Origin of the sequence: Streptomyces sp. NBC_01171 (genome assembly GCF_045039805.1) — a bacterium.
Classification (GTDB): Bacteria; Actinomycetota; Actinomycetes; order Streptomycetales; family Streptomycetaceae; genus Streptomyces.
The window spans coordinates 5,201,778-5,225,439 of the sequence record NZ_CP108609.1; the positions used below are offsets into that span (position 1 = coordinate 5,201,778).

19 protein-coding genes are annotated in these 23,662 nt (G+C 73.2%); 14 read left to right on the top strand and 5 right to left on the bottom strand.

Features of this window, described 5'->3' with window-relative positions; genetic code table 11:
• Nucleotides 1-78: 78 nt before the first annotated feature.
• A complete protein-coding gene (locus OG448_RS23955; RefSeq protein ID WP_405556753.1) occupies nt 79-1,362 on the bottom strand; it encodes a DUF1015 family protein in 1,284 nt (427 codons plus the stop codon).
• Between the two features lie 72 nt (nt 1,363-1,434).
• Between OG448_RS23955 and OG448_RS23960 the strand changes: the two genes are divergently transcribed.
• The 4 genes from OG448_RS23960 to OG448_RS23975 are packed head-to-tail and all read left to right on the top strand — an operon-like array spanning nt 1,435 to nt 5,467.
• A complete protein-coding gene (locus tag OG448_RS23960) occupies nt 1,435-2,460 on the top strand; it encodes an HAD hydrolase-like protein (protein ID WP_405556755.1) in 1,026 nt (341 codons plus the stop codon).
• Nucleotides 2,461-2,517: 57 nt separating this feature from the next.
• Nucleotides 2,518-3,561 carry a FecCD family ABC transporter permease gene (locus tag OG448_RS23965; RefSeq protein WP_405556757.1) on the top strand — a complete coding sequence of 348 codons (1,044 nt, stop codon included), beginning with the start codon at nt 2,518-2,520 and terminating at the stop codon, nt 3,559-3,561.
• A complete protein-coding gene (locus OG448_RS23970) occupies nt 3,558-4,604 on the top strand; it encodes a FecCD family ABC transporter permease (protein ID WP_405556759.1) in 1,047 nt (348 codons plus the stop codon). The genes OG448_RS23965 and OG448_RS23970 overlap by 4 nt, the downstream gene beginning before the upstream one ends.
• Nucleotides 4,601-5,467 (top strand): ABC transporter ATP-binding protein, encoded by an 867-nt coding sequence (locus OG448_RS23975; RefSeq protein WP_405556761.1) that lies wholly within the window; start codon nt 4,601-4,603, stop codon nt 5,465-5,467. Before OG448_RS23970 ends, OG448_RS23975 begins: the two co-directional genes overlap by 4 nt.
• Here OG448_RS23975 and OG448_RS23980 read toward each other — a convergent pair.
• Nucleotides 5,451-5,798, bottom strand: a complete 348-nt coding sequence (locus OG448_RS23980) for a sterol-binding protein (protein WP_405556762.1) — start codon at nt 5,796-5,798, stop codon at nt 5,451-5,453. The two genes, OG448_RS23975 and OG448_RS23980, sit on opposite strands and share 17 nt — an antisense overlap.
• 42 nt (nt 5,799-5,840) lie before the next feature.
• Between OG448_RS23980 and OG448_RS23985 the strand changes: the two genes are divergently transcribed.
• The 6 genes from OG448_RS23985 (at nt 5,841) to OG448_RS24010 (ending at nt 11,850) form a co-directional block, all read left to right on the top strand.
• Complete coding sequence (locus OG448_RS23985) at nt 5,841-6,092, top strand: hypothetical protein (protein ID WP_405556764.1); 252 nt, start codon at nt 5,841-5,843, stop codon at nt 6,090-6,092.
• 58 nt (nt 6,093-6,150) lie between these two features.
• The gene (locus tag OG448_RS23990) at nt 6,151-6,966 is read left to right on the top strand and encodes a TlyA family RNA methyltransferase (RefSeq protein WP_405556766.1); all 816 of its coding nucleotides are present in this window, start codon (nt 6,151-6,153) and stop codon (nt 6,964-6,966) included.
• Nucleotides 6,963-7,880: an NAD kinase gene (locus tag OG448_RS23995; protein ID WP_030812355.1), complete on the top strand. Its 918-nt coding sequence runs from the start codon at nt 6,963-6,965 to the stop codon at nt 7,878-7,880. Before OG448_RS23990 ends, OG448_RS23995 begins: the two co-directional genes overlap by 4 nt.
• A 63-nt stretch (nt 7,881-7,943) precedes the next feature.
• Nucleotides 7,944-9,662 carry a DNA repair protein RecN gene (recN, locus tag OG448_RS24000; RefSeq protein ID WP_405558915.1) on the top strand — a complete coding sequence of 573 codons (1,719 nt, stop codon included), beginning with the start codon at nt 7,944-7,946 and terminating at the stop codon, nt 9,660-9,662.
• A gap of 4 nt (nt 9,663-9,666) precedes the next feature.
• Nucleotides 9,667-10,413: a hypothetical protein gene (locus OG448_RS24005; protein ID WP_405556768.1), complete on the top strand. Its 747-nt coding sequence runs from the start codon at nt 9,667-9,669 to the stop codon at nt 10,411-10,413.
• 300 nt (nt 10,414-10,713) lie between these two features.
• Nucleotides 10,714-11,850 carry a glycosyltransferase family 4 protein gene (locus OG448_RS24010; protein ID WP_405556770.1) on the top strand — a complete coding sequence of 379 codons (1,137 nt, stop codon included), beginning with the start codon at nt 10,714-10,716 and terminating at the stop codon, nt 11,848-11,850.
• Between the two features lie 10 nt (nt 11,851-11,860).
• On the opposite strand, the gene OG448_RS24015 is transcribed toward OG448_RS24010, so the two are convergent.
• Genes OG448_RS24015 through OG448_RS24025 form a run of 3 tightly spaced genes read right to left on the bottom strand, consistent with a single transcriptional unit; the run spans nt 11,861 to nt 16,769 of the window.
• Nucleotides 11,861-13,480: a PucR family transcriptional regulator gene (locus OG448_RS24015; RefSeq protein ID WP_405556771.1), complete on the bottom strand. Its 1,620-nt coding sequence runs from the start codon at nt 13,478-13,480 to the stop codon at nt 11,861-11,863.
• Nucleotides 13,481-13,531: 51 nt separating this feature from the next.
• A complete protein-coding gene (locus OG448_RS24020; RefSeq protein WP_405556773.1) occupies nt 13,532-14,914 on the bottom strand; it encodes an FAD-binding oxidoreductase in 1,383 nt (460 codons plus the stop codon).
• Between the two features lie 52 nt (nt 14,915-14,966).
• Nucleotides 14,967-16,769: a glycoside hydrolase family 15 protein gene (locus OG448_RS24025; protein ID WP_405558917.1), complete on the bottom strand. Its 1,803-nt coding sequence runs from the start codon at nt 16,767-16,769 to the stop codon at nt 14,967-14,969.
• Nucleotides 16,770-17,323: 554 nt separating this feature from the next.
• Here OG448_RS24025 and OG448_RS24030 point away from each other — a divergent pair.
• From OG448_RS24030 to ald, 4 genes are all read left to right on the top strand, one after another.
• On the top strand, nt 17,324-18,991 hold the full coding sequence (locus tag OG448_RS24030) for a CTP synthase (RefSeq protein WP_161150098.1): 1,668 nt from the start codon (nt 17,324-17,326) through the stop codon (nt 18,989-18,991).
• An 85-nt stretch (nt 18,992-19,076) separates the two neighbouring features.
• Nucleotides 19,077-19,703 carry an NUDIX domain-containing protein gene (locus OG448_RS24035; RefSeq protein ID WP_405556776.1) on the top strand — a complete coding sequence of 209 codons (627 nt, stop codon included), beginning with the start codon at nt 19,077-19,079 and terminating at the stop codon, nt 19,701-19,703.
• A gap of 186 nt (nt 19,704-19,889) precedes the next feature.
• Nucleotides 19,890-21,968 (top strand): tetratricopeptide repeat protein, encoded by a 2,079-nt coding sequence (locus OG448_RS24040; RefSeq protein WP_405556778.1) that lies wholly within the window; start codon nt 19,890-19,892, stop codon nt 21,966-21,968.
• Between the two features lie 147 nt (nt 21,969-22,115).
• Nucleotides 22,116-23,231, top strand: a complete 1,116-nt coding sequence (gene ald, locus OG448_RS24045) for an alanine dehydrogenase (RefSeq protein ID WP_405558919.1) — start codon at nt 22,116-22,118, stop codon at nt 23,229-23,231.
• Nucleotides 23,232-23,662 lie beyond the last annotated feature (431 nt).

Sequence of the window (23,662 nt, forward strand, 5' to 3'; positions counted from 1 at the left end):
CTCGCGCGGGAAACAAAGAAGGGCGGGACCCCAGTGGTCCCGCCCTTTTTTCGTGTCCGGAAGCAGCCGGAACACCCTTCAGATGTCCACCATCCGCAGCACCAGCCCCGAGGCCGGTTTCGGCCCGAACGACGTCGACTTGCGCGGCATCGTCACCCCCTGCCGGGCCAGCTCGCGCACGACATCCTCGCGTACCGGGTGCAGAAGCACCGCCGTGCCGCCGCCGCGTTCCGCCTTGGCGACCGTGGCCGCCGTGTCATGGATGTAGGCGATGTGCGCGGGGGAGTCCTCGGGGATGCGCCAGACGTGGTCGAGGAGGGCGCTGTGCAGGACCGTCGCGTCCAGGGAGCGCCAGGCGGGTGGGTGGCCGGCCGGGACCGCGCGGGTCAACAGGGCCGGGTCCGGGCGGTCCAGCAGGTGGAAGTCGCCGTCGCCGGCCAGCAGGAAGGCGTTGCCCTCGGCGGCCGCCTCCGCGAGCGCCTCCAGCGCCTCGGGCAGCGGCACCGCGAGGTGCCGTACCCGGAACAGGTCGCCCACGGCGGCCAGGGCCTCCGCCACCGGCAGGCCGTGCAGCAGACGGTGGATGGCGCGGACGCGCAGCGGATAGCGGGCGGTGTCGACCAGCAGGACCAGGCCCAGGTCCCAGGGTCCGGGGGAGGGCTGCTCGGCGCGGAGCAGGCGGTAGGTGGCCCAGCGGTGGTGGCCGTCGGCGATGAGGGCCTGGTGGTGGGCGAGGTCCCTGCGGACGACGGCCAGTTCGGCCGGGTCGGTGAGGCCCCACAGGCGGTGCCGTACGCCGTCCTCGGTGGTGGTCGTCAGCAGGGGCGGGAGCTTCGCCGTGCGCTCGATGGCCTCGGAGGTGGCGCCGTCGCCGCGGTAGGTCAGCAGCAGGGGTTCCAGGTTGGCGCGGGTGGCGCGCATCAGGCCCGCGCGGTCGGCGACCACCGGATCCATCACGTCCTCGTGCGGGAGGACGACGCCCTCCTCCGGCTCCGAGACGCGCAGGGCGCCGATGACCCCGCGCTGGAGCAGTCCGTCCACGTCCTGCTGCTCGTACACGTACAGGGCGGGGACCGGGTCGGGGGCGAGGATGCCCGCGGCGAGCCAGCGGCGCAGGGTGTCGGCGGCCTGTTCGTTGCGGACGTCGGGCGTGTCGGCCTGGGGCAGGATCAGCCGGACGATGTTGTACGGGTCGGCGTCCTGCAGGTGGTGCAGGCCGTCCGGGCGTACCACCACGTCGTACGGCGGGGAGGTGACGGAGGCCAGGCTGCCGACCCGTTCGGAGTCGTAACGAAGGCCGCGGAACGGGGTGAGTTCCAGACCTCGGGGCGCCATTGCTTCCGAGTGACCTGCGATGTTCATCCCGGCATCGTACGTGTGCGGGCGGGTTGCGGGATGATCGGGGGAAAGAGCGTCGAACGAGGAGCGATACGGATGAGCCGGAGCGTCAGGACGAGCCCCGAGGGCAGTGAGCGGCCCCTGCACGAGGCGTACGACACGGCGCTGCTCGACCTGGACGGGGTGGTGTACGCGGGTGGTGAGGCCATCGCGCACGCCGTGGACTCGCTGGCCGACGCCCGTGGGGACGGCATGCACCTCGCGTATGTCACCAACAACGCGCTGCGCACCCCGGACGCGGTGGCCGGTCACCTGACCGAGCTGGGCATACCGACCGGCGCCGAGGACGTGATCACCTCCGCGCAGGCGGTGGCCCGGCTGATCAGCGAGCAGGTGCCGGCCGGGGCGAAGGTGCTGGTGATCGGAGGCGAGGGGCTGCGGGTGGCGCTGCGCGAGCGCGGGCTGACCCCGGTGGACTCGGCGGACGACGACCCGGTGGCCGTGGTGCAGGGGTACGGCGGCCCGGACTTGCCGTGGGGGCGGTTCGCGGAGGCGTCGTACGCGGTGGCGCGCGGTGTGCCGTGGTTCGCGTCCAACACCGACCTGACCATCCCGAGCGGGCGGGGCATCGCGCCGGGCAACGGCGCGGCCGTGGAGGTCGTCCGGATCGCCACCGGTGCCGAGCCGCAGGTGGCGGGCAAGCCACTGCCCCCGATGCACAAGGAGACCATCCTGCGCACCGGCGCGAAGCGGCCGCTGGTGGTCGGCGACCGGCTGGACACCGACATCGAGGGCGCCTACAACGGCGAGGTCGACTCGCTGCTGGTGCTGACCGGGGTCACCGACGGCGCCCAGTTGCTCGCCGCGCCGCCGCAGCACCGGCCGACCTATGTCGACGCCGATCTGCGCGGCCTGCTGACCGGGCAGCCGGAGGTGGCGAAGGACGGTGAGGGCTTCCGCTGCGGGGGCTGGACCGCCACGGCCGGACCCCGGCTGGAGCTGTCGGGCGAGGGGTCCGAACTGGACGGTCTCCGGGCGCTGTGCGCGGCGGCCTGGACTGCGGCCGGGGACGGCACCTGCACGCTGGACGCGGAGAAGGCGCTTGCCAGGCTGGGTCTCTGAGGCTCCGCCAGACGGGCGAGATCGAGACCGAATGGGAGGATAGGCTAACCTAACCACGTGTTGGTCGAGAGTCCTCCGGAACAGCGCGCGGAAACCGCCCCCGCGCTCCCGAAGCGACGGCTGGTGCGTGCCCTCGGGCTGCTGCTGGCCGTGGTGCTGCTGGCGTTCGTCGCCATGGCGAGTATCGGCGTCGGCGCCAAGTCGCTGGCGCCGGACCTGATCTGGCACGGGCTGTTCCACGACAGCGGGACCTACGCCGACATCGTCGTACGGGGCCGCATCTCCCGGACCGTCCTCGGCCTGCTGGCCGGGGCCGCGTTCGGGCTGTCCGGCTCGGTGCTCCAGGCGCTCACCCGCAACCCGCTGGCCGACCCCGGCCTGCTCGGCATCAACGCGGGCGCCTCCGCCGCCGTCGTCACCGCCATCACCTTCTTCGGCGTGACCTCGCTGAGCGGATACGTGTGGTTCGCCTTCGCCGGTGCGGCGGCCGTGGGCGCGCTGGTGTGGTTCCTCGGCGGCAGCCGGGGCGCCACCCCGGTACGGCTCGCACTGGCCGGCACCGCGATCGGGGCCGCGCTGTACGGGTACCTCCAGGCCGTGATGATCATGGACGACGAGGCGCTGTCCCGGATGCGCTTCTGGACGGTCGGCTCGCTGGACTCCGCCGACGACCGGACCATCGTCCAGGTGCTGCCGTTCCTCGTGGCCGGCATGGTCCTCTCGCTCGCCCTGGCCCGGCCGCTGAACGCCATGGAGATGGGCGACGACACCGCCCGCGCGCTCGGCGCCCATCTGAACCGCACCCGCGCGCTCGCCATGCTGGCGGCGACCGTGCTGTGCGGCGCCGCGACCGCCGCGTGCGGCCCGATCATGTTCGTCGGCCTGATGGTGCCGCACGTGGTGCGGTCCTTCACCGGGCCCGACCTGCGCTGGATTCTTCCGTACGCCGCCGTGCTGTCGCCCGTGCTGCTGCTCGGCGCCGACATCGTCGGCCGGCTCGTCGCCCGGCCCGCCGAGATCCAGGTCGGCATCATCACCGCGCTCATCGGCGGCCCGGTCTTCATCTTTCTCGTACGACGGCGGAGGACGGCGCAACTGTGAAGACACTCTCCCGGAGCCGTGCGGTACGCACCCCCGGCGGGCTCTCGCTGCGCCTGGACCTGCGCTCCCTGATCGTGGTCGTCCTGCTGCTGGTCGCCGTGCTCGCCGCGGGCGTGGCCCTGATCGGCACCGGCGACGCCCACATCCCCGCGACGGACGTGCTGCGGACCCTCGTCGGGAACGGCAACCCGTACCAGGACTTCATCGTCAACGAGCTGCGGCTGCCCCGGCTGCTGGTCGGGCTGCTGGTCGGCGCGTCGCTGGGGCTGGGCGGGGCGCTGTTCCAGTCGATCTCCCGCAACCCGCTCGGCAGCCCGGACGTGCTCGGCCTCGCCCAGGGCTCCACCGCGGGCGCCCTGGTGATGATCGTGCTGTTCTCGGGCAGCGCCGCCGCGGTGACCGCGGGCGCGCTGGTCGGCGGCCTGGTCACGGGCCTGGGCATCTATCTGCTCGCCTGGAAGCAGGGGGTGCACGGATACCGGTTGGTCCTGGTCGGCATCGGCGTGTCCGCCGTGCTCACGGCCGTCAACGGCTACCTGATCACCAAGGCCGACATCGTCGACGCGGCCCGCGCGGTGGTGTGGATGACCGGGTCCCTCAGCGGCCGGGACTGGACCCAGGTCTGGCCGCTGCTGATCCTGTGCGCGGTCGTCGTGCCCGTGGTCCTCGCCAACGGGCGGGGCCTCAGGATGCTGGAGATGGGCGACGACGTGGCGTACGCCCTCGGGGTGCGGGTGCACCGGGTACGGCTGGTGCTGATGGTCGGTGCCGTCCTGCTCACCGCCGCCGCCACCGCCGCCGCAGGCCCCGTCGGCTTCGTCGCCCTCATCGCGCCGCAGCTCGCCCGGCGGCTGACCCGCTCGCCGGGACCCAACCTCGTGCCGTCCCTGTGCATGGGCGCCGCCCTGCTGGTCACCGCCGACTGGGTCTGCCAGCGCCTCTTCGGCGCCGACCAACTGCCCGTCGGCGTGGTCACCGGTGTCGTCGGCGGCGCCTACCTGCTGTGGCTGCTGGTCGGCGAGCGCCGGGCGGGCCGGGTATGAGCGCGGAATCCAGCGGACCCCAGCCGAACACCTCTAGGAGCACCAGCACCGTGAACCGCCTGTCCGCCGAGAACGTCACCCTCGCCTACGAGCAGCGCGTCATCGCCGAGCGGCTGTCGGTGGAGATACCCGACAACTCCTTCACCGTGATCGTCGGCCCCAACGCGTGCGGCAAGTCCACCCTGCTGCGGGCGCTGTCGCGGATGCTGAAGCCGACCGAGGGCCAGGTGCTGCTCGACGGCCAGGCCATCCAGTCGCTGCCCGCCAAGAAGGTCGCCCGCACCCTGGGCCTGCTCCCGCAGTCCTCCATCGCACCGGACGGCATCACCGTCGCCGACCTGGTCGGCCGGGGCCGCTACCCGCACCAGGGGCTGCTGCGCCAGTGGTCGGCCGAGGACGAGCGGGTCGTCCAGGAGTCCATGGCGCAGACCGGCGTCTGCGAACTCGCCGAGCGGTACGTGGACGAACTCTCCGGCGGCCAGCGCCAGCGCGTCTGGATCGCCATGGCCCTCGCCCAGCAGACCCCGCTGCTGCTCCTGGACGAGCCGACCACCTACCTCGACATCCAGCACCAGATCGACGTCCTCGACCTGTGCGCCGAGCTGCACGAGACGCAGGGGCGCACCCTGGTCGCCGTCCTGCACGACCTCAACCACGCGGCGCGCTACGCCACGCACCTCATCGCCCTGCGCGACGGCGAGGTCATCGCCGAGGGCGCGCCGAACGAGATCGTCACCGCAGAGCTGGTCGAGCGGGTCTTCGGGCTGCGCTGCCAGGTCATCGACGACCCCGAGACCGGGACCCCGCTGGTCGTGCCCGCCGCCCGCAAGGCGCGGACGGCGAAGGTCACAGCAGCTTCCTGAGCCGGAACAGGTCCATCAGACCCGCCTCCAGCCTCACCCGGCCCGAGCCCCAGGCGGAGGCGAAGTTCAGCCCGCCGTCCACCAGGGCCACCAGGTCGTCCCCGGTCAGCGCCAGCCGGATCTGGGCCCGCTCCCTGGGCGGGCCCGGCAGGGTCTCGGCCACCTCGATCCGGCCGCCTCGCATGCGTCCGGCGAAGGTGACGTCCAGATCGGTGATGTGGCAGCTCACCGAGCGGTCCAGCGCGGCGGCCGCGCCGACGTCGCCCTCGGCGCCGCTCATGCTGTCCGAGAGCTTCTCCAGTGCCGTACGGCACTCCTCGATCGTGGCCATCGCGCACGACGGTACCCCAGCCGTTCGCGGTAGCGTCTGGGCATGAGCGAGTCCGCGCCCGAGTCCGTGTCCCCGGCGCCCGAGTCCGACCCCGCGGCCCCGGCGCCGCTGGCCGTCCCCCGAACCCCCACCGGGGACGCCGGTGTCGACGCCCGGCTGGCGAGGCTGGCCGACACCGACCACCTGCCCACCGACGGACACCTCGGCGTGTACGAGGATGTACACCGGGGGCTGCGCGACGCGCTCGACGCGCTCGACGCCCGCCCGGAGCATCCGGCACCCGCCCCCCGGTGAGGCCAGGACCGCACCGCCCGTACCAAGCACGAAGACTTGAGCAGGAGCTGAACCGAACGTGGCAGGAGTCGCACGCCGCCGTCTCGACGCGGAACTGGTCCGCCGCAAGCTGGCGCGCTCGCGCGAGCACGCCAGCCAGTTGATCGCCGCCGGCCGGGTCACCGTCGGCAAGACCGTGGCGACCAAGCCGGCCACCCAGGTGGAGACCGCCGCCGCGATCGTGGTGCTGAGCGACGACACCGACCCTGAGTACGTCTCGCGCGGGGGACACAAGCTCGCCGGCGCGCTGGCCGCCTTCGTACCCCGGGGCCTCGTGGTCGAGGGCCGCCGCGCCCTGGACGCCGGCGCCTCCACCGGCGGCTTCACCGACGTCCTGCTGCGCGCGGGGGCCGCCCAGGTCGTCGCCGTGGACGTCGGATACGGACAACTCGCCTGGTCCCTACGGAACGATGAACGGGTCGTCGTCAAGGACCGTACGAACGTACGGGAGTTGACGCTGGAAGGGATCGACGGGAAGCCGGTGGACCTGGTGGTGGGCGATCTGTCCTTCATCCCGCTCGGTCTGGTGCTGCCCGCCCTCAAGCGGTGCGTGACGCCGGACGCCGATCTGGTGATGATGGTGAAACCGCAGTTCGAGGTGGGTAAGGAACGGCTGGGCAGCGGGGGTGTCGTACGGAGTCCGCAACTGCGGGCGGAGGCCGTGCGCGGGGTGGCCGACAAGGCGTGGGAGCTGGGTCTCGGGGTGCGAGGAGTCACCGCGAGCCCGCTGCCGGGCCCGTCCGGCAACGTCGAGTACTTTCTCTGGCTGCGTGCCGGAGCCCCCGAGATCGACCCGGCCGACATCGATCGTGCAGTGGCGGAGGGGCCGCGTTGACACAGAACCGAGCGCGTACTGTTTTCCTGCTCGCCCACACCGGGCGTCCCGCGGCGATCCGCAGTGCGGAACTCGTGGTCAAGGGACTGCTGCGGTCCGGCATCGGGGTGCGGGTGCTGGAGGAGGAGGCGTGCGACCTGCCGCTGCCGGGCGAGGTGGAACTCGTCAAGGAGGCGACACCGCAGTCACTCGACGGCTGCGAACTGCTCATCGTCCTCGGCGGTGACGGCACCCTGCTGCGCGGCGCCGAGTTCGCCCGCGCCTCCGGGGTGCCGATGCTCGGCGTCAACCTAGGCAGCGTCGGCTTCCTCGCCGAGGCCGAGCGGGACGACCTCGACCGGGTGGTGGACCGGGTGGTGGCCCGCTCCTACGAGGTCGAGGAGCGCATGACCATCGACGTGGTCGTGCACCGCAACGGTGACATCGTGCACACCGACTGGGCGCTGAACGAGGCGGCCGTGCAGAAGGTGTCCGCCGAGAAGATGCTCGAAGTGGTGCTGGAGATCGACGGCCGCCCGGTCACCGCCTTCGGCTGCGACGGCATCGTGCTCTCCACCCCCACCGGCTCCACCGCCTACGCCTTCTCCGCCGGGGGACCGGTGGTGTGGCCCGAGGTGGAGGCGCTGCTCATGGTGCCGATCAGCGCGCACGCCCTGTTCGCCAAGCCGCTGGTCACCTCCCCCGACTCGGTCCTCGCCGTCGAGGTGCTCCCGCACGTCCCGCCGGGCGTGCTGTGGTGCGACGGCCGCCGCACCATCGAGCTGCCGCCCGGCGCCCGGGTCGAGGTCCGGCGCGGCGCGGTGCCGGTCCGGCTCGCCCGGCTGCACCACGCCTCCTTCACCGACCGGCTGGTGGCGAAGTTCGCCCTGCCGACCACCGGCTGGCGCGGCGCCCGGGACCACTCCTCGGAGTGACAGCGGCGGCCCGTGTGCGCGGCGCGCCCCGGACCTCGTAAGGTCTGTTCCGTGTTGGAGGAGATGCGGATACGGTCGCTCGGGGTCATCGACGACGCCGTGGTCGAGCTGTCGCCGGGGTTCACCGCGGTCACCGGTGAGACGGGCGCGGGCAAGACCATGGTGGTCACCAGCCTGGGCCTGCTGCTCGGCGGGCGCGCCGACCCGGCGCTCGTACGGATCGGTGCGGGCAAGGCGGTGGTGGAGGGGCGGATCGCCCTGGCCGCCGGCGCCTCCGCCGTCGTACGTGCCGAGGAGGCGGGGGCCGAGCTGGACGACGGCGCGCTGCTGATCAGCCGTACGGTCTCCGCCGAGGGCCGCTCCCGCGCGCACCTCGGCGGGCGCAGCGTGCCCGTGGGGCTGCTCGCCGAGCTGGCCGACGAACTGGTGGCCGTGCACGGCCAGACCGACCAGCAGGGCCTGCTCAAGCTGTCCCGGCAGCGGCAGGCCCTGGACCGGTACGCGGGCGAGGCCGTCTCCGGCCCGCTGGCCGCGTACACCGAGGCGTACCGGCGGCTGCGGGCCGTCGCCACCGAGCTGGACGAGATCGTCACCCGCGCCCGCGAGCGCGCCCAGGAAGCCGACCTGCTGCGCTACGGCCTGGACGAGATCGCCGCCGTGGAACCCCGCGCGGGGGAGGACACCGAACTCGCCGAGGAGGCGGAGCGGCTCGGGCACGCCGAGGCGCTGGCCGGCGCGGCCACCGCCGCGCACGCCGCCCTCGCGGGCAACCCCGAGGACCCCGAGGGCATCGACGCCTCCACCCTGGTCGCGGGCGCCCACCGGGCGCTGGAGGCGGTCCGGGCCCACGACCCGGCGCTGGCCGCGCTCACCGACCGGATCGGGGAGATCGGCATCCTCCTCGCCGACGTCGCCGGTGAGCTGGCCGGATACGCCGACGACCTGGACGCCGACCCGCTGCGGCTGGCCGCGGTGGAGGAGCGCCGGGCCGCGCTGACCGCGCTGACCCGCAAGTACGGCGAGGACATCGGCGCCGTGCTGGCCTGGGGCGAGCAGGGTGCCGCCCGGCTGACCGAGCTGGACGGCGACGACGAGCGGATCGGTGAACTCACCGCCGAGCGCGATGCCCTGGGCGTCGAACTGGGCGCGCTCGCCGAGGCGTTGACCAAGGCGCGCACGGAGGCCGCCGAGCGGTTCGCCGCCGCCGTCACCGCCGAACTCGCCTCGCTGGCGATGCCGCACGCCCGGGTCTCCTTCGACATCCGGCAGACCGAGGACCCCGACGGCGTCGAGGCCGGCGGCCGTACGGTCGCCTACGGGCCCACCGGTGTGGACGAGGTCGAGCTGCTGCTCGCCCCGCACCCCGGCGCCCCGCCCCGGCCCATCGCCAAGGGCGCCTCCGGCGGTGAGCTGTCCCGCGTGATGCTCGCCGTGGAGGTGGTGTTCGCGGGGACCGACCCGGTGCCGACGTACCTCTTCGACGAGGTGGACGCCGGGGTCGGCGGCAAGGCGGCGGTGGAGATCGGGCGGCGGCTGGCGAAGCTCGCCCGGACCGCGCAGGTCGTCGTGGTGACCCACCTGCCGCAGGTCGCCGCGTTCGCCGACCGGCAACTGCTGGTGGAGAAGACCAACGACGGCTCGGTCACCCGGTCCGGCGTGAAGGTCCTGGAGGGCGAGGACCGCGTCCGCGAGCTGTCCCGCATGCTGGCCGGCCAGGAGGACTCCGAGGCCGCCCGCGCCCACGCCGAGGAACTCCTCGCCACCGCCCGCGCGGAGGACTAGGCCGGTGACGTCCCGCGTCGCCGCCCTGGTCACCTCGGCGCTGCTCGCCCGAGGGCTGACGGCGGCACTCCGGCACCGGGCACCGGGCGGGCCGGAGTGCTGGGAACGGAAGAACCACGCGGGCCGCACCGTGGAGCTGTACGCCGGCCCCGCGAGCGCCGCCGCCACCGCGCTCGCCGCCGCCCGGGTCCACCCGGCGGCCGGGCTCGCCGTACTGGCCGCCGGGGCCTGCGGCGCCTACGACGACATCGCCGGCGCCGACGACCCCCGCCGGGGCTTCCGCGCCCACCTCGGCGCCCTGCGCACGGGCGAAGTCACCTCCGGCGCGGTCAAGTTGTTCGGCATCTCCGCCGCCGCGCTGGCCGCCGGGACCCTGCTCAAGGAGCGGCCGCTCGACCGGCTGCTCGCGGGCGTCGTCATCGCGGGCGCCGCGCACACCGCCAACCTGCTCGACGTACGCCCCGGCCGCGCGGCGGGGGCCGTGCTCGCGCTGGCGGCGCCGGGGCTCGCCCGGAGCGGTGCGGGTGGCGCGCTGGCCGCCGTCGCGGCGGGCGGGGCGGCCGCCGTACTGCCCGACGACCTGGGGGAGCGGGCCATGCTCGGCGACACCGGCGCGCACGCGCTGGGTGCTGCGCTCGGCGCCGCCATCGTTTCGGCCAATGGGCGCACGGGCCTTCTCGTGCACGCCGCCGCCGTGGTCGCCGCCACCGTGCGCGGGGACCGGGTGTCCGCCTGGGCGCGGGCGCTGTGAGTCGCTGACCTCGCGGTATGCCCGCCGACCGGCTCCGCCGGGCCGACGGCCGCTGTCACTCGTACGGGTGAGATGCGCCGGCGCATTGCCAACGCGCTCCGCCTCCCGGGTCCGGCGCGATTTCCCGGAACAGCCGTACGTCCTGGCATGCTTGACGGTGTGCCGCCTCCGGGCGGGGGCCCGCGCGGTCCGTCGTACCCCGCTTCCGTCGTTTCGCCGTTCGCTACCTTCTGTACGTCTTCGTGACCGACCCGTACCTCCCTCTGACCGACCCCGCCCGACCCAGGAGCCCCGGCCTCAGTGACCCCCGTGAGCAGCAACGCCCCGCACGGCCAGTCCTCGCTGCGCACCGTGCAGGTGCTCGGCGGCGGCAATGCCGGGAGCAGCGCCCATGTGCGCTCCCTGGCCGAGGGGCTGGTCGCGCGGGGCGTACGGGTCACCGTCTGCGCCCCGGCCGAGGCCGACCACGCCTACGACTTCCGGGGCACCGGCGCCGACCACGTGCCGGTGCCCCGCAGCAGCGACCCGGCGGCCGTGGGCCGGCTCCGGGCGGTCTGCGCGGACGCCGACCTGGTGCACGCGCACGGGCTGCACGCCTCCTTCCGCGCCGCGCTGGCCCTCGGCGGACGGGCGACCCCGCTGGTCGTCACCTGGCACGACCGGGCGCACGCCGAGGGCGCGCGGGCGCATCTGCTGCGGCTGCTGGAGCGGCGCGTGGCGCGGACGGCCGCCGTGGTCCTCGGCACCAGCTCCGCCCTGGTCGACCGGGCCCGCCGCACCGGCGCGCGGGACGCCAGGCTGGGCGCGATGGCCCTGCCCGGCGGCCCCCGGCCCGCCGCACCTGAGGACCCGGACCGCCCCTCGGCCAAGCTCCGCGCCGAACTCGGCGGCACGGAACGCCCGTTGCTCCTCGCGGTCGGCTCCCTCGACCGGCACCGGGGCTACGACGTGCTGCTGGACGCCGCCCGCCGCTGGAGCGGCCTCGACCCGCAGCCGCTCACCCTGATCGCGGGGGAGGGGCCGCTCCGCCCCGAGCTGCAACAGCGCATCACCGACGAGGAGTTGCCCGTCCGGCTGCTCGGCGTCCGCGACGACGTGCCCGCCCTGCTCGCGGCCGCCGACCTCGCCCTGCTCACCAGCCGCTGGGAGTCCCGCCCCCTCTTCGCCCAGGAGGCCCTGCACGCCCGCGTCCCCCTGGTCGCCACCGCGGTCGGCGGCGTCCCGGACCTGGTCGGCGATGCCGCCGCGCTCGTCCCCTACGGCGACGCCCGTGCCCTCGCCGACACCGTCACCGCCCTCCTCGCGGACCCCGAACGGCGCGAGCGGCTCACCGAGCGCGGCACGCGCCAGGCGTCCGGCTGGCCGACCGAGGACGACACCATCGCCCAAGTGCTGGGCATCTACGACGAATTGACCCAGCCGATGGTGCTCCTCTAGCGGCGCTGCTCTAGTCCACGTGGCGCCGCGCCCGCAGGGCCAGACTCAACGCCAGTACCGTGTGCGGATCGTCGAGGTCGGTGTTCAGCAACTCACCTATCCGCGCCAGGCGGTTGTAGAGGGTCTGGCGGTTGAGGTGGAGTTCGCGGGCGGTCTCCGCCTTGCGGCCCGCGTGGGCGAGGTAGGTCTCCAGGGTGGGGAGCAGTGGCGGCTTCGCACGCCGGTCGTGCTCACGCAGCGGGCCGAGCGCACGGTCCACGAAGGCCGACAGATCCGGGTGGTCGCGCAGCCGCCACAACAGCAGGTCGATGTCGAGGCGACGGGCGTCGTACCAGGGCTGATCGGTGAGGCCCTGTGCGGCCGTCGCCGTCTCCGCCGCGTGCCGCAGCCCCGCCGAGGCCGCCGCCCAGTCGCCCGGCACCCCCACGACCACGACCGGCGGCCGGGCCCCCGGCCGGACCATCCCGGCCCGCTCGGCGCCCGTCCGCAGCGCGGCCGCCACCCGGTCCGCGACCGGCACCCGGTCGGCCTCCGCGCGCAGCCCCACCAGCACCGGCACCCGGCCCTCCACCGGCCGCACCCCCAGCAGCACCGGCACCCCCACCGACGCCAGCTCCTCCCCGACCGCCCGCGCCAGCACCGCCCAGCCGCCGGCCGGGGACAGCGCGTCCCCCACCCGCATCACCACCGGCAGCAGCGGACCGTCACCGGGCCGGAACCCCAGCACGCGGGCCTGCGCCGGAGCGTCCCCGGCCCGCACCCGGCCCTCGGCCAGATCGGTCAGGAAGTCACCCCGGCCGCGCGCCGCCAGCTCCTCCTCCTGGCGGGCCTGCATCAGCACCACCGCCACGGTCCCGGCGGCCCGCTCGGCCGCGATCCGGTGCACCGGCGCCAGCGGAGCGCCCACCGGCAGCAGCACCAGCCGCGCCCGCACCCCGCCCGACCCCGCGCCCCCGCCCGGCACGTCCACCAGCAGCGCGCCCGACGGTGGCGGCTCCGCCCGGTGCGGACCGCGCAGCCCCTCCCACACCTGCAAGGGGTCCGCGCCGGCCAGGCCCGGCCCGGCCGCATACAGCAGGCGGCCGTCCGCCGTCTCCAGGAACACCGGGTTGGCGCAGAAGTCGGCGAGGATGGCGAGCAGTTGGGGCACCCCGCCCCCGCCGAGCAACGCCTCCGTGCAGCGCCGGTGCACGTCCTCCACCCGCTGGAGCAGGGCGTAGTGGCCGTTGACGATCTCGGTGTGGATCTCCTCGGTGACCGTCACGAACGGCACCTCGCGGTGCAGTTGGACCAGCGGCAGGCCCGTCGCCCGCGCGGTGTCCACCATCGCGGCCGGGAGCCGGGTGAAACGCTGGCCCAGCTCCACCACCAGCGCGGCGATGTCCCGCTCGGCCAGCGTGCGCACGAACGCCCGCTGCTCGGCCGGGCGCGTGCCCAGCCCGTACCCGGTGGTCAGCAGCAGTTCGCCGCCCTTGAGCAGCGAGGCGATGTGCGGGACCTCGCCCGCGTGCACCCAGCGCACGCCCCGCTCCAGCCGGTCCTCGCCCGCCACCACCTCCGGCAGCCCCCCGCGCAGCCCGGGCAGCTCCAGCGCCCGCCGCACGGTGATCCCGCCACCCTCTGTGCCCATGCGCCGGACGCTACCCCCCTGACCTCGTACGGAACAGCCGGAGCCGCACAGCTACAGCGGCCGGATGTTGTGGTTGAAGCGGAAGACGTTGTCCGGGTCGTACGCCCGCTTCACCTTCTCCAGCCGGAGCATGTTGCCCACGCCCATGCCCGCGCCGACGCGTTCGGCACCCTCGTCGCCGATGAAGTTCAGGTACACGTCGCCGGTGCTCCACGGCTCGACCTCGGAGCGGACCTCCCGCACCCAGTCGATGGCGCGGGCGTCGTCGGCCGGGTCCTCCCAGATGGCGAAGGGATGCGCCGACCAGGGGGCGTCCCGGTACGGGATCGGGTAGTCGTGCGGACCGGACGCGAGGGCACCGCCCTGCGGGAACAGGATGTGCTGGGTGCCGGTCGGCACCGGCATCCGCTCTCCGAGCGAGCAGTAGACGTCCACCAGATCGTCCGGCAGGCCGGTCAGATACTCGGCCGACCAGTAGTTCCGCAGGCCCGGCGGGTCGTCGATCATGCACTGCACGTCCACGTACGGCAGCCCGGCGACCAGCTCGCCCGCCGCCGGCAGCGCCAGCAGCGGCCCGATCAGGTCCCGCAGCGCCTCGACCCCGCCCGCGTACGTCACCAGCGCCCCGCACACCAGTCGCCCCACCAGCTCCTCGGGGACGAACTCCTCGGGCGGGCCGGTGATGTACAGCAGGGCCCCGCCCAGCCGGTTGGGGCCGGCCTCGATGGCCTCGCGGAAGGCGCGCACCACCTCCGGCCCCTGCTCCGGCCGGTACAGCAGCAGGGCGACCGCGAACTCGGGCAGCTCGTGCAGGCGCAGGGTGAGCGTCGTGGCCACCCCGAAGTTGCCGCCCCCGCCGTGCAGGGCCCAGAACAGCTCGGGATGCTCCTCCGGGGTCGCCCGCACCTGCTCGGCGTCGGCCGTCACCAGCTCCACGCCCAGCAGGTTGTCCACGGCGAGCCCGAAGGCGCGGTCCAGCCAGCCGGTGCCGCCGCCGAGGACGAACCCGCCGACCCCGGTGGTGGAGACCCGGCCCCCGGTGGTCGCCAGACCGTACGGCGCGCAGGCCACATCCAGGTGCTTCATCGTGGCCCCGCCCCCGACCCGCACCGAACGGGCCTCCGGGTCGACGTCGACCCCGTGCATCCGGCGCAGGTCCACCACCACCGCGCCGTCGCCCAGGGCGTTGCCCGCGACGCTGTGCCCGCCGCCGCGCACGGCGACGGGCAGATCCAGGTCACGGGCGAAGCGGACCGTGCGTACCACGTCGGCCGCGTCCGCGCACCGGGCGATCACGGCCGGCCGCCGGTCGATCATCGCGTTGAAGACGGCACGGGCCTCGTCGTATCCCGCGTCGCCCGGCGCGAACACCTCGCCGGTCAGCTCCTCGCGCAGCGCGGCCAGCGCCGCACCGGCCTTCGAGAGGGAAGCCATGGCCGCCCCCTTCCGCATCGGGGAGTGGTCCACTTCCCAGCCTAGGCCGGGGTCAGCCCCCGTACGCCCCCGAGGCCGTCAGCCGCAGGGCGGTGTCGATCAGCGGGACGTGGCTGAACGCCTGCGGGAAGTTGCCGACCTGGCGCTGGAGGCGGGGGTCCCACTCCTCGGCGAGGAGGCCGAGGTCGTTGCGCAGGTTGAGAAGCTTCTCGAACAGCTTGCGGGCCTCGTCCACCCGGCCGATCATCGCCAGGTCGTCCGCCATCCAGAACGAGCAGGCCAGGAAGGCGCCCTCGTCACCGGGGAGGCCGTCCACACCCGCGTCCTCGCCATCGGTCGGGTAGCGCAGGATGAACCCGTCGGAGGTGGACAGCTCGCGCTGGATCGCCTCGATGGTGCCGATCACCCGCTTGTCGTCCGGCGGCAGGAAGCCCATCTGCGGGATCAGCAGCAGGGAGGCGTCCAGCTCCTTGGAGCCGTAGTACTGGGTGAAGGTGTTGCGCTCCGGGTCGTAGCCCTTCTCGCACACCTCGCGGTGGATGTCGTCGCGCAGTTCCTTCCAGCGCTCCAGCGGGCCCTCCGCGTCCCCGGACTCGATCAGCTTGATCGTGCGGTCCACGGCGACCCAGGCCATCACCTTGGAGTGCACGAACTGGCGGCGCGGCCCGCGCACCTCCCAGATGCCCTCGTCCGGCTCCTGCCAGTGGTCCTCGAGGTAGCGGATCAGCTTGAGCTGGAGCACCGAGGCGTAGTCGTTGCGGGCGAGCCCGGTCATGTGGCCCAGGTGCAGGGCCTCGATGACCTCGCCGTACACATCGAGCTGGAGCTGGTCGGCGGCGCCGTTGCCCACCCGGACCGGGCGGGAGTTCTCGTACCCCGGCAGCCAGTCCAGCTCGGCCTCGCCCAGCTCACGCTCACCGGCGATGCCGTACATGATCTGGAGGTTCTCCGGGTCGCCCGCGACCGCGCGCAGCAGCCACTCGCGCCAGGCGCGGGCCTCGTCGCGGTAGCCGGTGCGCAGCAGCGAGGACAGGGTGATCGCCGCGTCCCGCAGCCAGGTGTAGCGGTAGTCCCAGTTGCGCACGCCCCCGATGTCCTCCGGCAGGGAGGTGGTGGGCGCGGCCACGATGCCGCCGGTGGGGGCGTAGGTGAGCGCCTTCAGCGTGATCAGCGAACGGATCACGGCCTCACGGTAGGGGCCGTGGTACGTGCACTGCTCGACCCACTCGCGCCAGAAGTCCTCCGTCGCCCGGAGCGCCTGCTCCGGCTCGGGCAGCGGCGGCGCCTCCTTGTGCGAGGGCTGCCAGGAGATGGTGAACGCCACCCGCTCACCGGCGGAGACGGTGAAGTCGGAGTACGTCGTCAGGTCCTTGCCGTAGGTGTCGGCCTCGGTGTCGAACCACACCGAGTCGGGGCCCGCGACGGCGACCGTACGGTTCTCGTGCTTGTGCACCCACGGCACCACACGGCCGTAGGAGAACCGCATGCGCAGCTCCGAGCGCATCGGCACCTCTCCGCTGAGGCCCTCCACGATCCGGATGAGCTGCGGGGCGCCGTCACGCGGGGGCATGAAATCCGTCACCCGTACGGTGCCGCGCGGGGTGTCCCACTCCGACTCCAGGATCAGCGAGTCGCCCCGGTAGCTCCGCCGGGCCGCCGTGGGCGGGGGTGAGTCCGCCGCGTACGCCGGGCCGAGCCGCCAGAAGCCGTGCTCCTCGGTGCCGAGCAGGCCGGCGAAGATGGCGTGCGAGTCGAAGCGGGGCAGGCACAGCCAGTCCACCGTGCCGTCCCGGCAGACCAGCGCGGCGGTCTGCATGTCTCCGATGAGTGCGTAATCTTCGATGCGCCCGGCCACGTGCAACTCCAGTCGAACGGCCACGTCGCCCCCGCACGAGGGGGCAGTCGCTTGGTGCGGTCAAGGGGTGGTTGTCATACGTTGAGCGGTGAAGCAAAGCAGTCCGCCGAGCCCTGAGGCAAAACGGCGGTCCTTGCTCAACGGACTGCCGCGCTCTCCATGTTCCACATGACAGTGGCGGGGATGCTGGAGGCGGGGGTGTGCCGTCATCCCGGCCGCGCTCGGCAGCGAGTGTCCGAGCAGGATACGACGCACGTAGATGATCTGCGCGCCGCTCGGGGCAACCCGTGTGGGCCGAACGAGTGACCGCGGGGTGAGAACCTCGTGACGGCCGACCGCGTGCCCGGCACCTGGTCACGCCGACCCTCCCGGCCGTGTGCGGAGCGTGGCCGGACGCCGACTCCTCCAGGCGCTGATACCCTGGTAGCCCGTGGACCGGTGGGCCCCAAAACCCCCGAACCGCAGCGACGACGCCACCGCGAGGAACACAGGATTCTCCGGGCCGGCGACCGCACCGCATCACAGACAGCGACCACGGGAGCCCCCTCTTGGCCATGCCGCCGAAATCTACGACGACCAAGCACATCTTCGTCACCGGGGGTGTCGCCTCCTCGCTCGGCAAGGGCCTCACCGCCTCCAGCCTGGGCATGCTGCTCAAGGCTCGCGGCCTGCGCGTCGTGATGCAGAAGCTCGACCCGTACCTGAACGTCGACCCCGGCACGATGAACCCCTTCCAGCACGGTGAGGTGTTCGTCACCAACGACGGCGCCGAGACCGACCTGGACATCGGCCACTACGAGCGCTTCCTCGACCGCGACCTCGACGGCTCGGCCAACGTCACCACCGGCCAGGTCTACTCCACGGTCATCGCCAAGGAGCGGCGCGGCGAGTACCTGGGCGACACCGTGCAGGTCATCCCGCACATCACCAACGAGATCAAGCACCGCATCCGGCGCATGGCCACGGACGAGGTGGACGTCGTCATCACCGAGGTCGGCGGCACCGTCGGCGACATCGAGTCGCTGCCGTTCCTGGAGACCGTCCGCCAGGTCCGCCACGAGGTCGGCCGGGACAACGTCTTCGTCGTCCACATCTCGCTGCTGCCCTACATCGGCCCCTCCGGCGAGCTGAAGACCAAGCCGACCCAGCACTCCGTCGCCGCGCTGCGCAACATCGGTATCCAGCCCGACGCGATCGTGCTGCGCTGCGACCGCGAGGTCCCCACCGCCATCAAGCGCAAGATCTCGCTGATGTGCGACGTGGACGAGGACGCCGTCGTGGCCTGCCCCGACGCCCGCTCCATCTACGACATCCCCAAGGTCATCCACGGCGAGGGCCTGGACGCCTACGTCGTCCGCAAGCTCGACCTGCCCTTCCGGGACGTGGAGTGGACCACCTGGGACGACCTGCTGGACCGCGTGCACAAGCCGGACCACGAGATCACCCTCGCCCTGGTCGGCAAGTACATCGACCTGCCCGACGCCTACCTGTCGGTCACCGAGGCGCTGCGCGCCGGCGGCTTCGCCAACCGCGCCCGCGTCAAGATCAAGTGGGTCACCTCCGACGACTGCAAGACCCCCGCCGGTGCCGCCGCCGCCCTCGGCGACGTGGACGGCATCTGCATCCCCGGCGGCTTCGGTGACCGCGGTGTGCTCGGCAAGGTCGGCGCCATCCGCTACGCCCGCGAGAACAAGATCCCGCTGCTGGGCCTCTGCCTGGGCCTGCAGTGCATCGTGGTCGAGGCCGCGCGGAACCTGGCCGACATCCCGGACGCCAACTCCACCGAGTTCGACCCGGCCACCGCCCACCCGGTCATCTCCACCATGGCCGAGCAGATGGACATCGTCGCCGGTGAGGGCGACATGGGCGGCACCATGCGGCTGGGCATGTACCCGGCCAAGCTGGCCGAGGGCTCCATCGTCCGCGAGGTCTACGACGGCAAGGAGTACGTCGAGGAGCGGCACCGCCACCGCTACGAGGTCAACAACTCCTACCGCGCCGAGCTGGAGAAGAAGGCGGGCATCGTCTTCTCGGGCACCTCGCCCGACGGCAAGCTCGTCGAGTACGTGGAGTACCCGCGCGAGGTCCACCCCTACCTCGTCGCCACCCAGGCGCACCCCGAGCTGCGCTCGCGGCCGACCCGGCCGCACCCGCTGTTCGCGGGCCTGGTGAAGGCTTCCGTCGAGCGCAAGACGGCGGGCAAGCCGAAGAACTCCAAGTAGCACACCAGTTGTTACGGTGGCCGGGGTGCGAACCTTCAAGGGTTGCGCACCCCGGTTTTCTTTTGCGCACGTGGAGGGACAGGGCATGACGATCAAGGACACCCCCGAGGAGTGGGAGATCCGCGACAGCGCGACCCCGTTCACGGGCAACAAGACCGCCGTCCGCACGGACGACGTGGTCATGCCCGACGGCTCGGTGGCCCGCCGCGACTACCAGGTCCACCCCGGCTCGGTCGCCGTCCTCGCCCTGGACGAGGAGGACCGGGTCCTGCTCATCAGCCAGTACCGCCACCCCGTGCGCCACAAGCTCTGGGAGATCCCGGCCGGCCTGCTCGACGTACCCGGCGAGAACCCGCTGCACGCCGCCCAGCGCGAGCTGTACGAGGAGGCGCACGTCAAGGCCGAGGACTGGCGGGTGCTGACCGACGTCTACACCAGCCCCGGCGGCTGCGACGAGGCGGTACGGATCTTCCTGGCCCGGGACATCTCCGAGGCCCAGGGGGAGCGCTTCGTCGCGGAGCACGAGGAGACGGACATGGAGCACACACGTGTGCCCGTGGACGAGCTGGTGCGGCTGGTGCTCGCCGGGGACCTGCACAACAACTGCCTGGTCGTCGGCGTCCTCTCGCTGGCCGCCGCCCGCGCCGGGGACGGTCTGGACAGCCTGCGCCCGGCCGACGCGCCCTGGCCCGCACGCCCCTTCGCGTCCTGATCGCCTCCTGAATCCGGCCAAGATCCACAGCAGCATCCCAATGGTGTGACCATCGCCTGATCCGATCGGGGGACCTGTCCGCCGCGCTCCACCGGGAACGTCGCAGAGCGTGAACTAGGCTCTGGAAACGCCCGTACCGGAAGAACCGGCGGGCTTTGCGCGTGCGGTGGGACGGGAGCGTGGCCCGTGACGGATCAGGCGGTGGACCAGGAAGAGGCGCGGCTGTCGGAGCCGCCGGCCCCGGAGGGTCAGTTTCTCGGGCGCACACGGGAGTTGAAGGAGCTCAGGGCCGACATCGAGCGCACCGGCCTGGACACCCTCGCCGGCCGCAAGGCGCCCCGGGCCCGGGTCCTCCTCATCGCCGGACGCCCCGGCTCCGGCCGGACCGCGCTCGCCGAGGAGTTCGTCCGCCAGGTCGCGCAGCGTTACCCCGACGGAGTGTTCCGGGCCCGCCTCGGCGACCCCGACGGCACCCCCGTACCCGTGGAACGCGCCGCCCGCGACCTGCTCACCGCGCTCGGCGCCCCCGCCCCCGCGGGGGCCGCCGAGGACGAGCTGACCGAGGCGCTGCGCACCGCCCTCGCTCACCGGCGCGCCCTGCTCCTGCTGGACGACGCCACCGGGGCCGAACAGGTCGACGCCCTCATCCCGGACGCCCCCGACTGCCTGGTGGTCGCCGTCTCCCGCGGCCCCCTCACCGGCATCTCCGACGTCCGCCCCTGCACGCTGGGCGGCCTGGACACCAAGTCGGCGGTGGAACTGCTCACCCGGTACACCGGCTCGGTCCGCGTCACCGTCGACCCGCGCTCCGCCGAGAGCCTCGCCGAGATCTGCGAGGGACAGCCCGCCGCCCTCACCCTGGCCGGCGGCTGGCTCGCCGCCCGCCCCCAGACGGCCGTCTCCGACCTGGCCAAGCGGCTGCACGCCGACCCCGACGACGCCCCCGTCCTGGCCCGCGTCCTCACCCTCGTCCACGACGGACTGCCCGCCTCCACCGCCCGGACCCTGCGCCTGCTCTCCCAGGCCCCGGCCGGCACCGTCGACGCGCAGACCGCCTCCGCGCTGGCCGGCTGCTCGGTCAAGGCCGCGCAGACCGTACTGCGGGAACTGGCCGCCCTCGGCCTGCTCCGCCCGGTCGCCGCCCCGCTGCCCGAGTACGACATCCCCGGTTGCCTGCACCCCCTGCTGCGCGCGCTGGCCGAGGCGGGCGAACGCCCCGCCGAACTCCAGTTGGCCCGCGCCCGGCTCCTGGAACGGGACGTACGCCTCCTCCAGTCCTGCCGCGCCGTCACCGAGACCGACAGCCCGCAGGCCCGCGAGAAGCTCCAGGCGATCCCGCCGCCGCTGCGCTTCCCGAGCCCCGCCGCGGCCGCCGCCTGGCTCACCGCCCGGCGTCCGGCGCTGCTGGCCGCCGCCCGGCTCGCGGTGGCCGACGGCGAGCTGGACACCCTGGCCCGGCGTCTGATGTCCCAGCTCGTGCGCGCCATGGTCGCCCACTTCGGCACCCAGGCCGCCGCCCCCGACCTGTACGGCATCCACGGTCTGGTCCTCGACGTCGCCGAGCGGCGCGGACTGCCCCGCGAGAAGGCCGCCGCCCTGCTGAACCTCGGCGACGTGGACGCCCAGACCGGCCGCACCCGCGCCGCGCTGGTCCGCTACCGGGCCGCACTGGACGCCGGACGCGAGGCGAACGACCCCTACGCCACCGGCCGCGCGATGGAATCCGTCGGCGGCGCCCACCAGGAGCTGGGCGACCACGACCGGGCCGCCGACTGGTTCGGGCGCGCCCTGTCCCAGCGCCTCGCCCGCGGCGAGCGCGCCGAGGCCGCCCGGCTCTACGGCCGTATCGCCACCGCCCACACCTACGCGGGCCGGTACGGCGAGGCGCAGCGCAACTGGCGGGCCGCGCTCGCCGGGTACCGCAAGGAGGGCGACATCGCCGCCCACGCGCGCGCCCTGAGCGAGCTGGCCCGTGTGCAGGAGTACGCCGGGCGGCCCGAGGAGTCCCTGCGCACCTGCCAGGAGGCGGTGGAGTGGGCGCGGCGGGCGGAGGACACCCGGCTGCAGGCCGCGCTGCAGTTGCGGCTGGCCGACACTCTGGACCGGCTCGGCGACCCCACGGCCGCCCGACTGCACCGCGCGGCGGCGGAGCGCATGCTGGAGGAGGAGGCGGCCACCGGGCCCGCCGCCGACGGAGAGTCAGTGGATTCGGAGGCTGACATCTCAGTCGCCTGCGAAATCCGCAGCGCATCCAATGAAGATTGATGCAATGGAAGGCTAGACACGCGGAACACCTTCATTAGACTGGCTCTGCCGCACGTTCTCCTGCGGTGTCTCCCGGTGTGCCCCGGCACGCCCGGGTATGTCTTTCAGCGCACCCCCATACCCCCTGAGCCAAGGACCGTGATCGACGTGAAGGTCGGCATCCCCCGCGAGGTCAAGAACAACGAGTTCCGGGTGGCCATCACCCCCGCCGGCGTGCACGAGCTGGTGCGTAACGGCCACCAGGTCGTCATCGAGCGGGGCGCCGGTCTCGGCTCCTCGATCACGGACGAGGAGTACGTCGCCGCCGGCGCCGGCATCCTCGACTCCGCCGACCAGGTGTGGGCCGACGCCGACCTGCTGCTGAAGGTCAAGGAGCCGGTCGCGGAGGAGTACCACCGCCTGCGCAAGGACCAGATCCTCTTCACCTACCTGCACCTGGCCGCCTCCCGCGAGTGCACCGACGCCCTGCTGGAGTCCGGCACCACGGCGATCGCGTACGAGACCGTCGAGCTGGCCAACCGCGCGCTGCCGCTGCTCGCCCCGATGTCCGAGGTCGCGGGCCGGCTCGCCCCGCAGGTCGGCGCCTACCACCTGATGCGCCCGGCCGGCGGCCGCGGTGTGCTCCCCGGCGGCGTCCCGGGCGTGACCCCGGCCAAGGCCGTCGTCATCGGCGGCGGTGTCTCCGGCTGGAACGCCACCCAGATCGCCGTCGGCATGGGCTTCGAGGTCACCCTGCTGGACCGCGACATCAACAAGCTGCGCGAGGCCGACCGGATCTTCGGCAGCAAGGTCAAGGCGATCATGTCCAACGCCTTCGAGCTGGAGAAGGCCGTCCTCGACGCGGACCTCGTCATCGGCGCCGTCCTCATCCCGGGCGCCAAGGCCCCGAAGCTGGTCACCAACGAGATGGTGTCGCGGATGAAGCCCGGAAGTGTCCTTGTCGACATCGCCATCGACCAGGGCGGCTGCTTCGAGGACTCCCGTCCCACCACGCACGCCGAGCCGACCTTCCGGGTGCACAACTCGGTCTTCTACTGCGTCGCCAACATGCCCGGCGCGGTGCCCAACACCTCCACCAACGCGCTCACCAACGCGACGCTCCCGTACATCGTCTCGCTCGCCAACAACGGCTGGGTCGAGGCGCTGCGCCGGGACGAGGCGCTCGCCCGCGGCCTCAACACCCATGACGGCAAGGTCGTCTACAAGGAGGTCGCCGAGGCGCACGGCCTGGAGCACGTGGCGATCGAGACCCTGATCGGCTGACCTCGCGACGGCGGCGAACCCCCAAGTCGCCCGCGTGGAAAAGGCGATTCGTCAACATGGATCGTCAACACCGCGAACCCGGCCGGACCTTGCCCGACAAGGTCCGGCCGGATGTGTGTATGGTCACTTTGCGACGCTAGGTCAACTCGCCTCGAACGTAACGCTTGGACCGATTCGCACACCGGTGAAACCTGCTGTGCGACGGCTGTACGCCCTTGACAGCGGGATGTTTCATTGTCGACACATCGTGCCGGGTCCGGCGGATTGTGTTGCTGCGGACCGCCGACACGCCATAGAGTCGCCAACCGTCGGCATGGTGCCACGCTGACCTTGTCTAGAAGTTTCCTGGTCACCAAGGAGGTAAGACGACTTGTGAATGAGTCGACATTTTCTCCCGGAGGTGGTCGACCAGGATTGCGCGGAGAGGGCCA

What these genes read in the sequence shown, in the direction of transcription:
- OG448_RS23975 (WP_405556761.1), top strand. Translation starts at nt 4,601, where the DNA reads ATGAGCGCGGAATCCAGCGGACCCCAGCCGAACACCTCTAGGAGCACC.
- OG448_RS24020 (WP_405556773.1), bottom strand. Translation starts at nt 14,914, where the DNA reads ATGGCTTCCCTCTCGAAGGCCGGTGCGGCGCTGGCCGCGCTGCGCGAG.
- OG448_RS23985 (WP_405556764.1), top strand. Translation starts at nt 5,841, where the DNA reads ATGAGCGAGTCCGCGCCCGAGTCCGTGTCCCCGGCGCCCGAGTCCGAC.
- OG448_RS23980 (WP_405556762.1), bottom strand. Translation starts at nt 5,798, where the DNA reads ATGGCCACGATCGAGGAGTGCCGTACGGCACTGGAGAAGCTCTCGGAC.
- recN (WP_405558915.1), top strand. Translation starts at nt 7,944, where the DNA reads ATGCGGATACGGTCGCTCGGGGTCATCGACGACGCCGTGGTCGAGCTG.
- OG448_RS24035 (WP_405556776.1), top strand. Translation starts at nt 19,077, where the DNA reads ATGACGATCAAGGACACCCCCGAGGAGTGGGAGATCCGCGACAGCGCG.
- OG448_RS24030 (WP_161150098.1), top strand. Translation starts at nt 17,324, where the DNA reads ATGCCGCCGAAATCTACGACGACCAAGCACATCTTCGTCACCGGGGGT.
- OG448_RS23955 (WP_405556753.1), bottom strand. Translation starts at nt 1,362, where the DNA reads ATGAACATCGCAGGTCACTCGGAAGCAATGGCGCCCCGAGGTCTGGAA.
- OG448_RS24015 (WP_405556771.1), bottom strand. Translation starts at nt 13,480, where the DNA reads ATGGGCACAGAGGGTGGCGGGATCACCGTGCGGCGGGCGCTGGAGCTG.
- OG448_RS23960 (WP_405556755.1), top strand. Translation starts at nt 1,435, where the DNA reads ATGAGCCGGAGCGTCAGGACGAGCCCCGAGGGCAGTGAGCGGCCCCTG.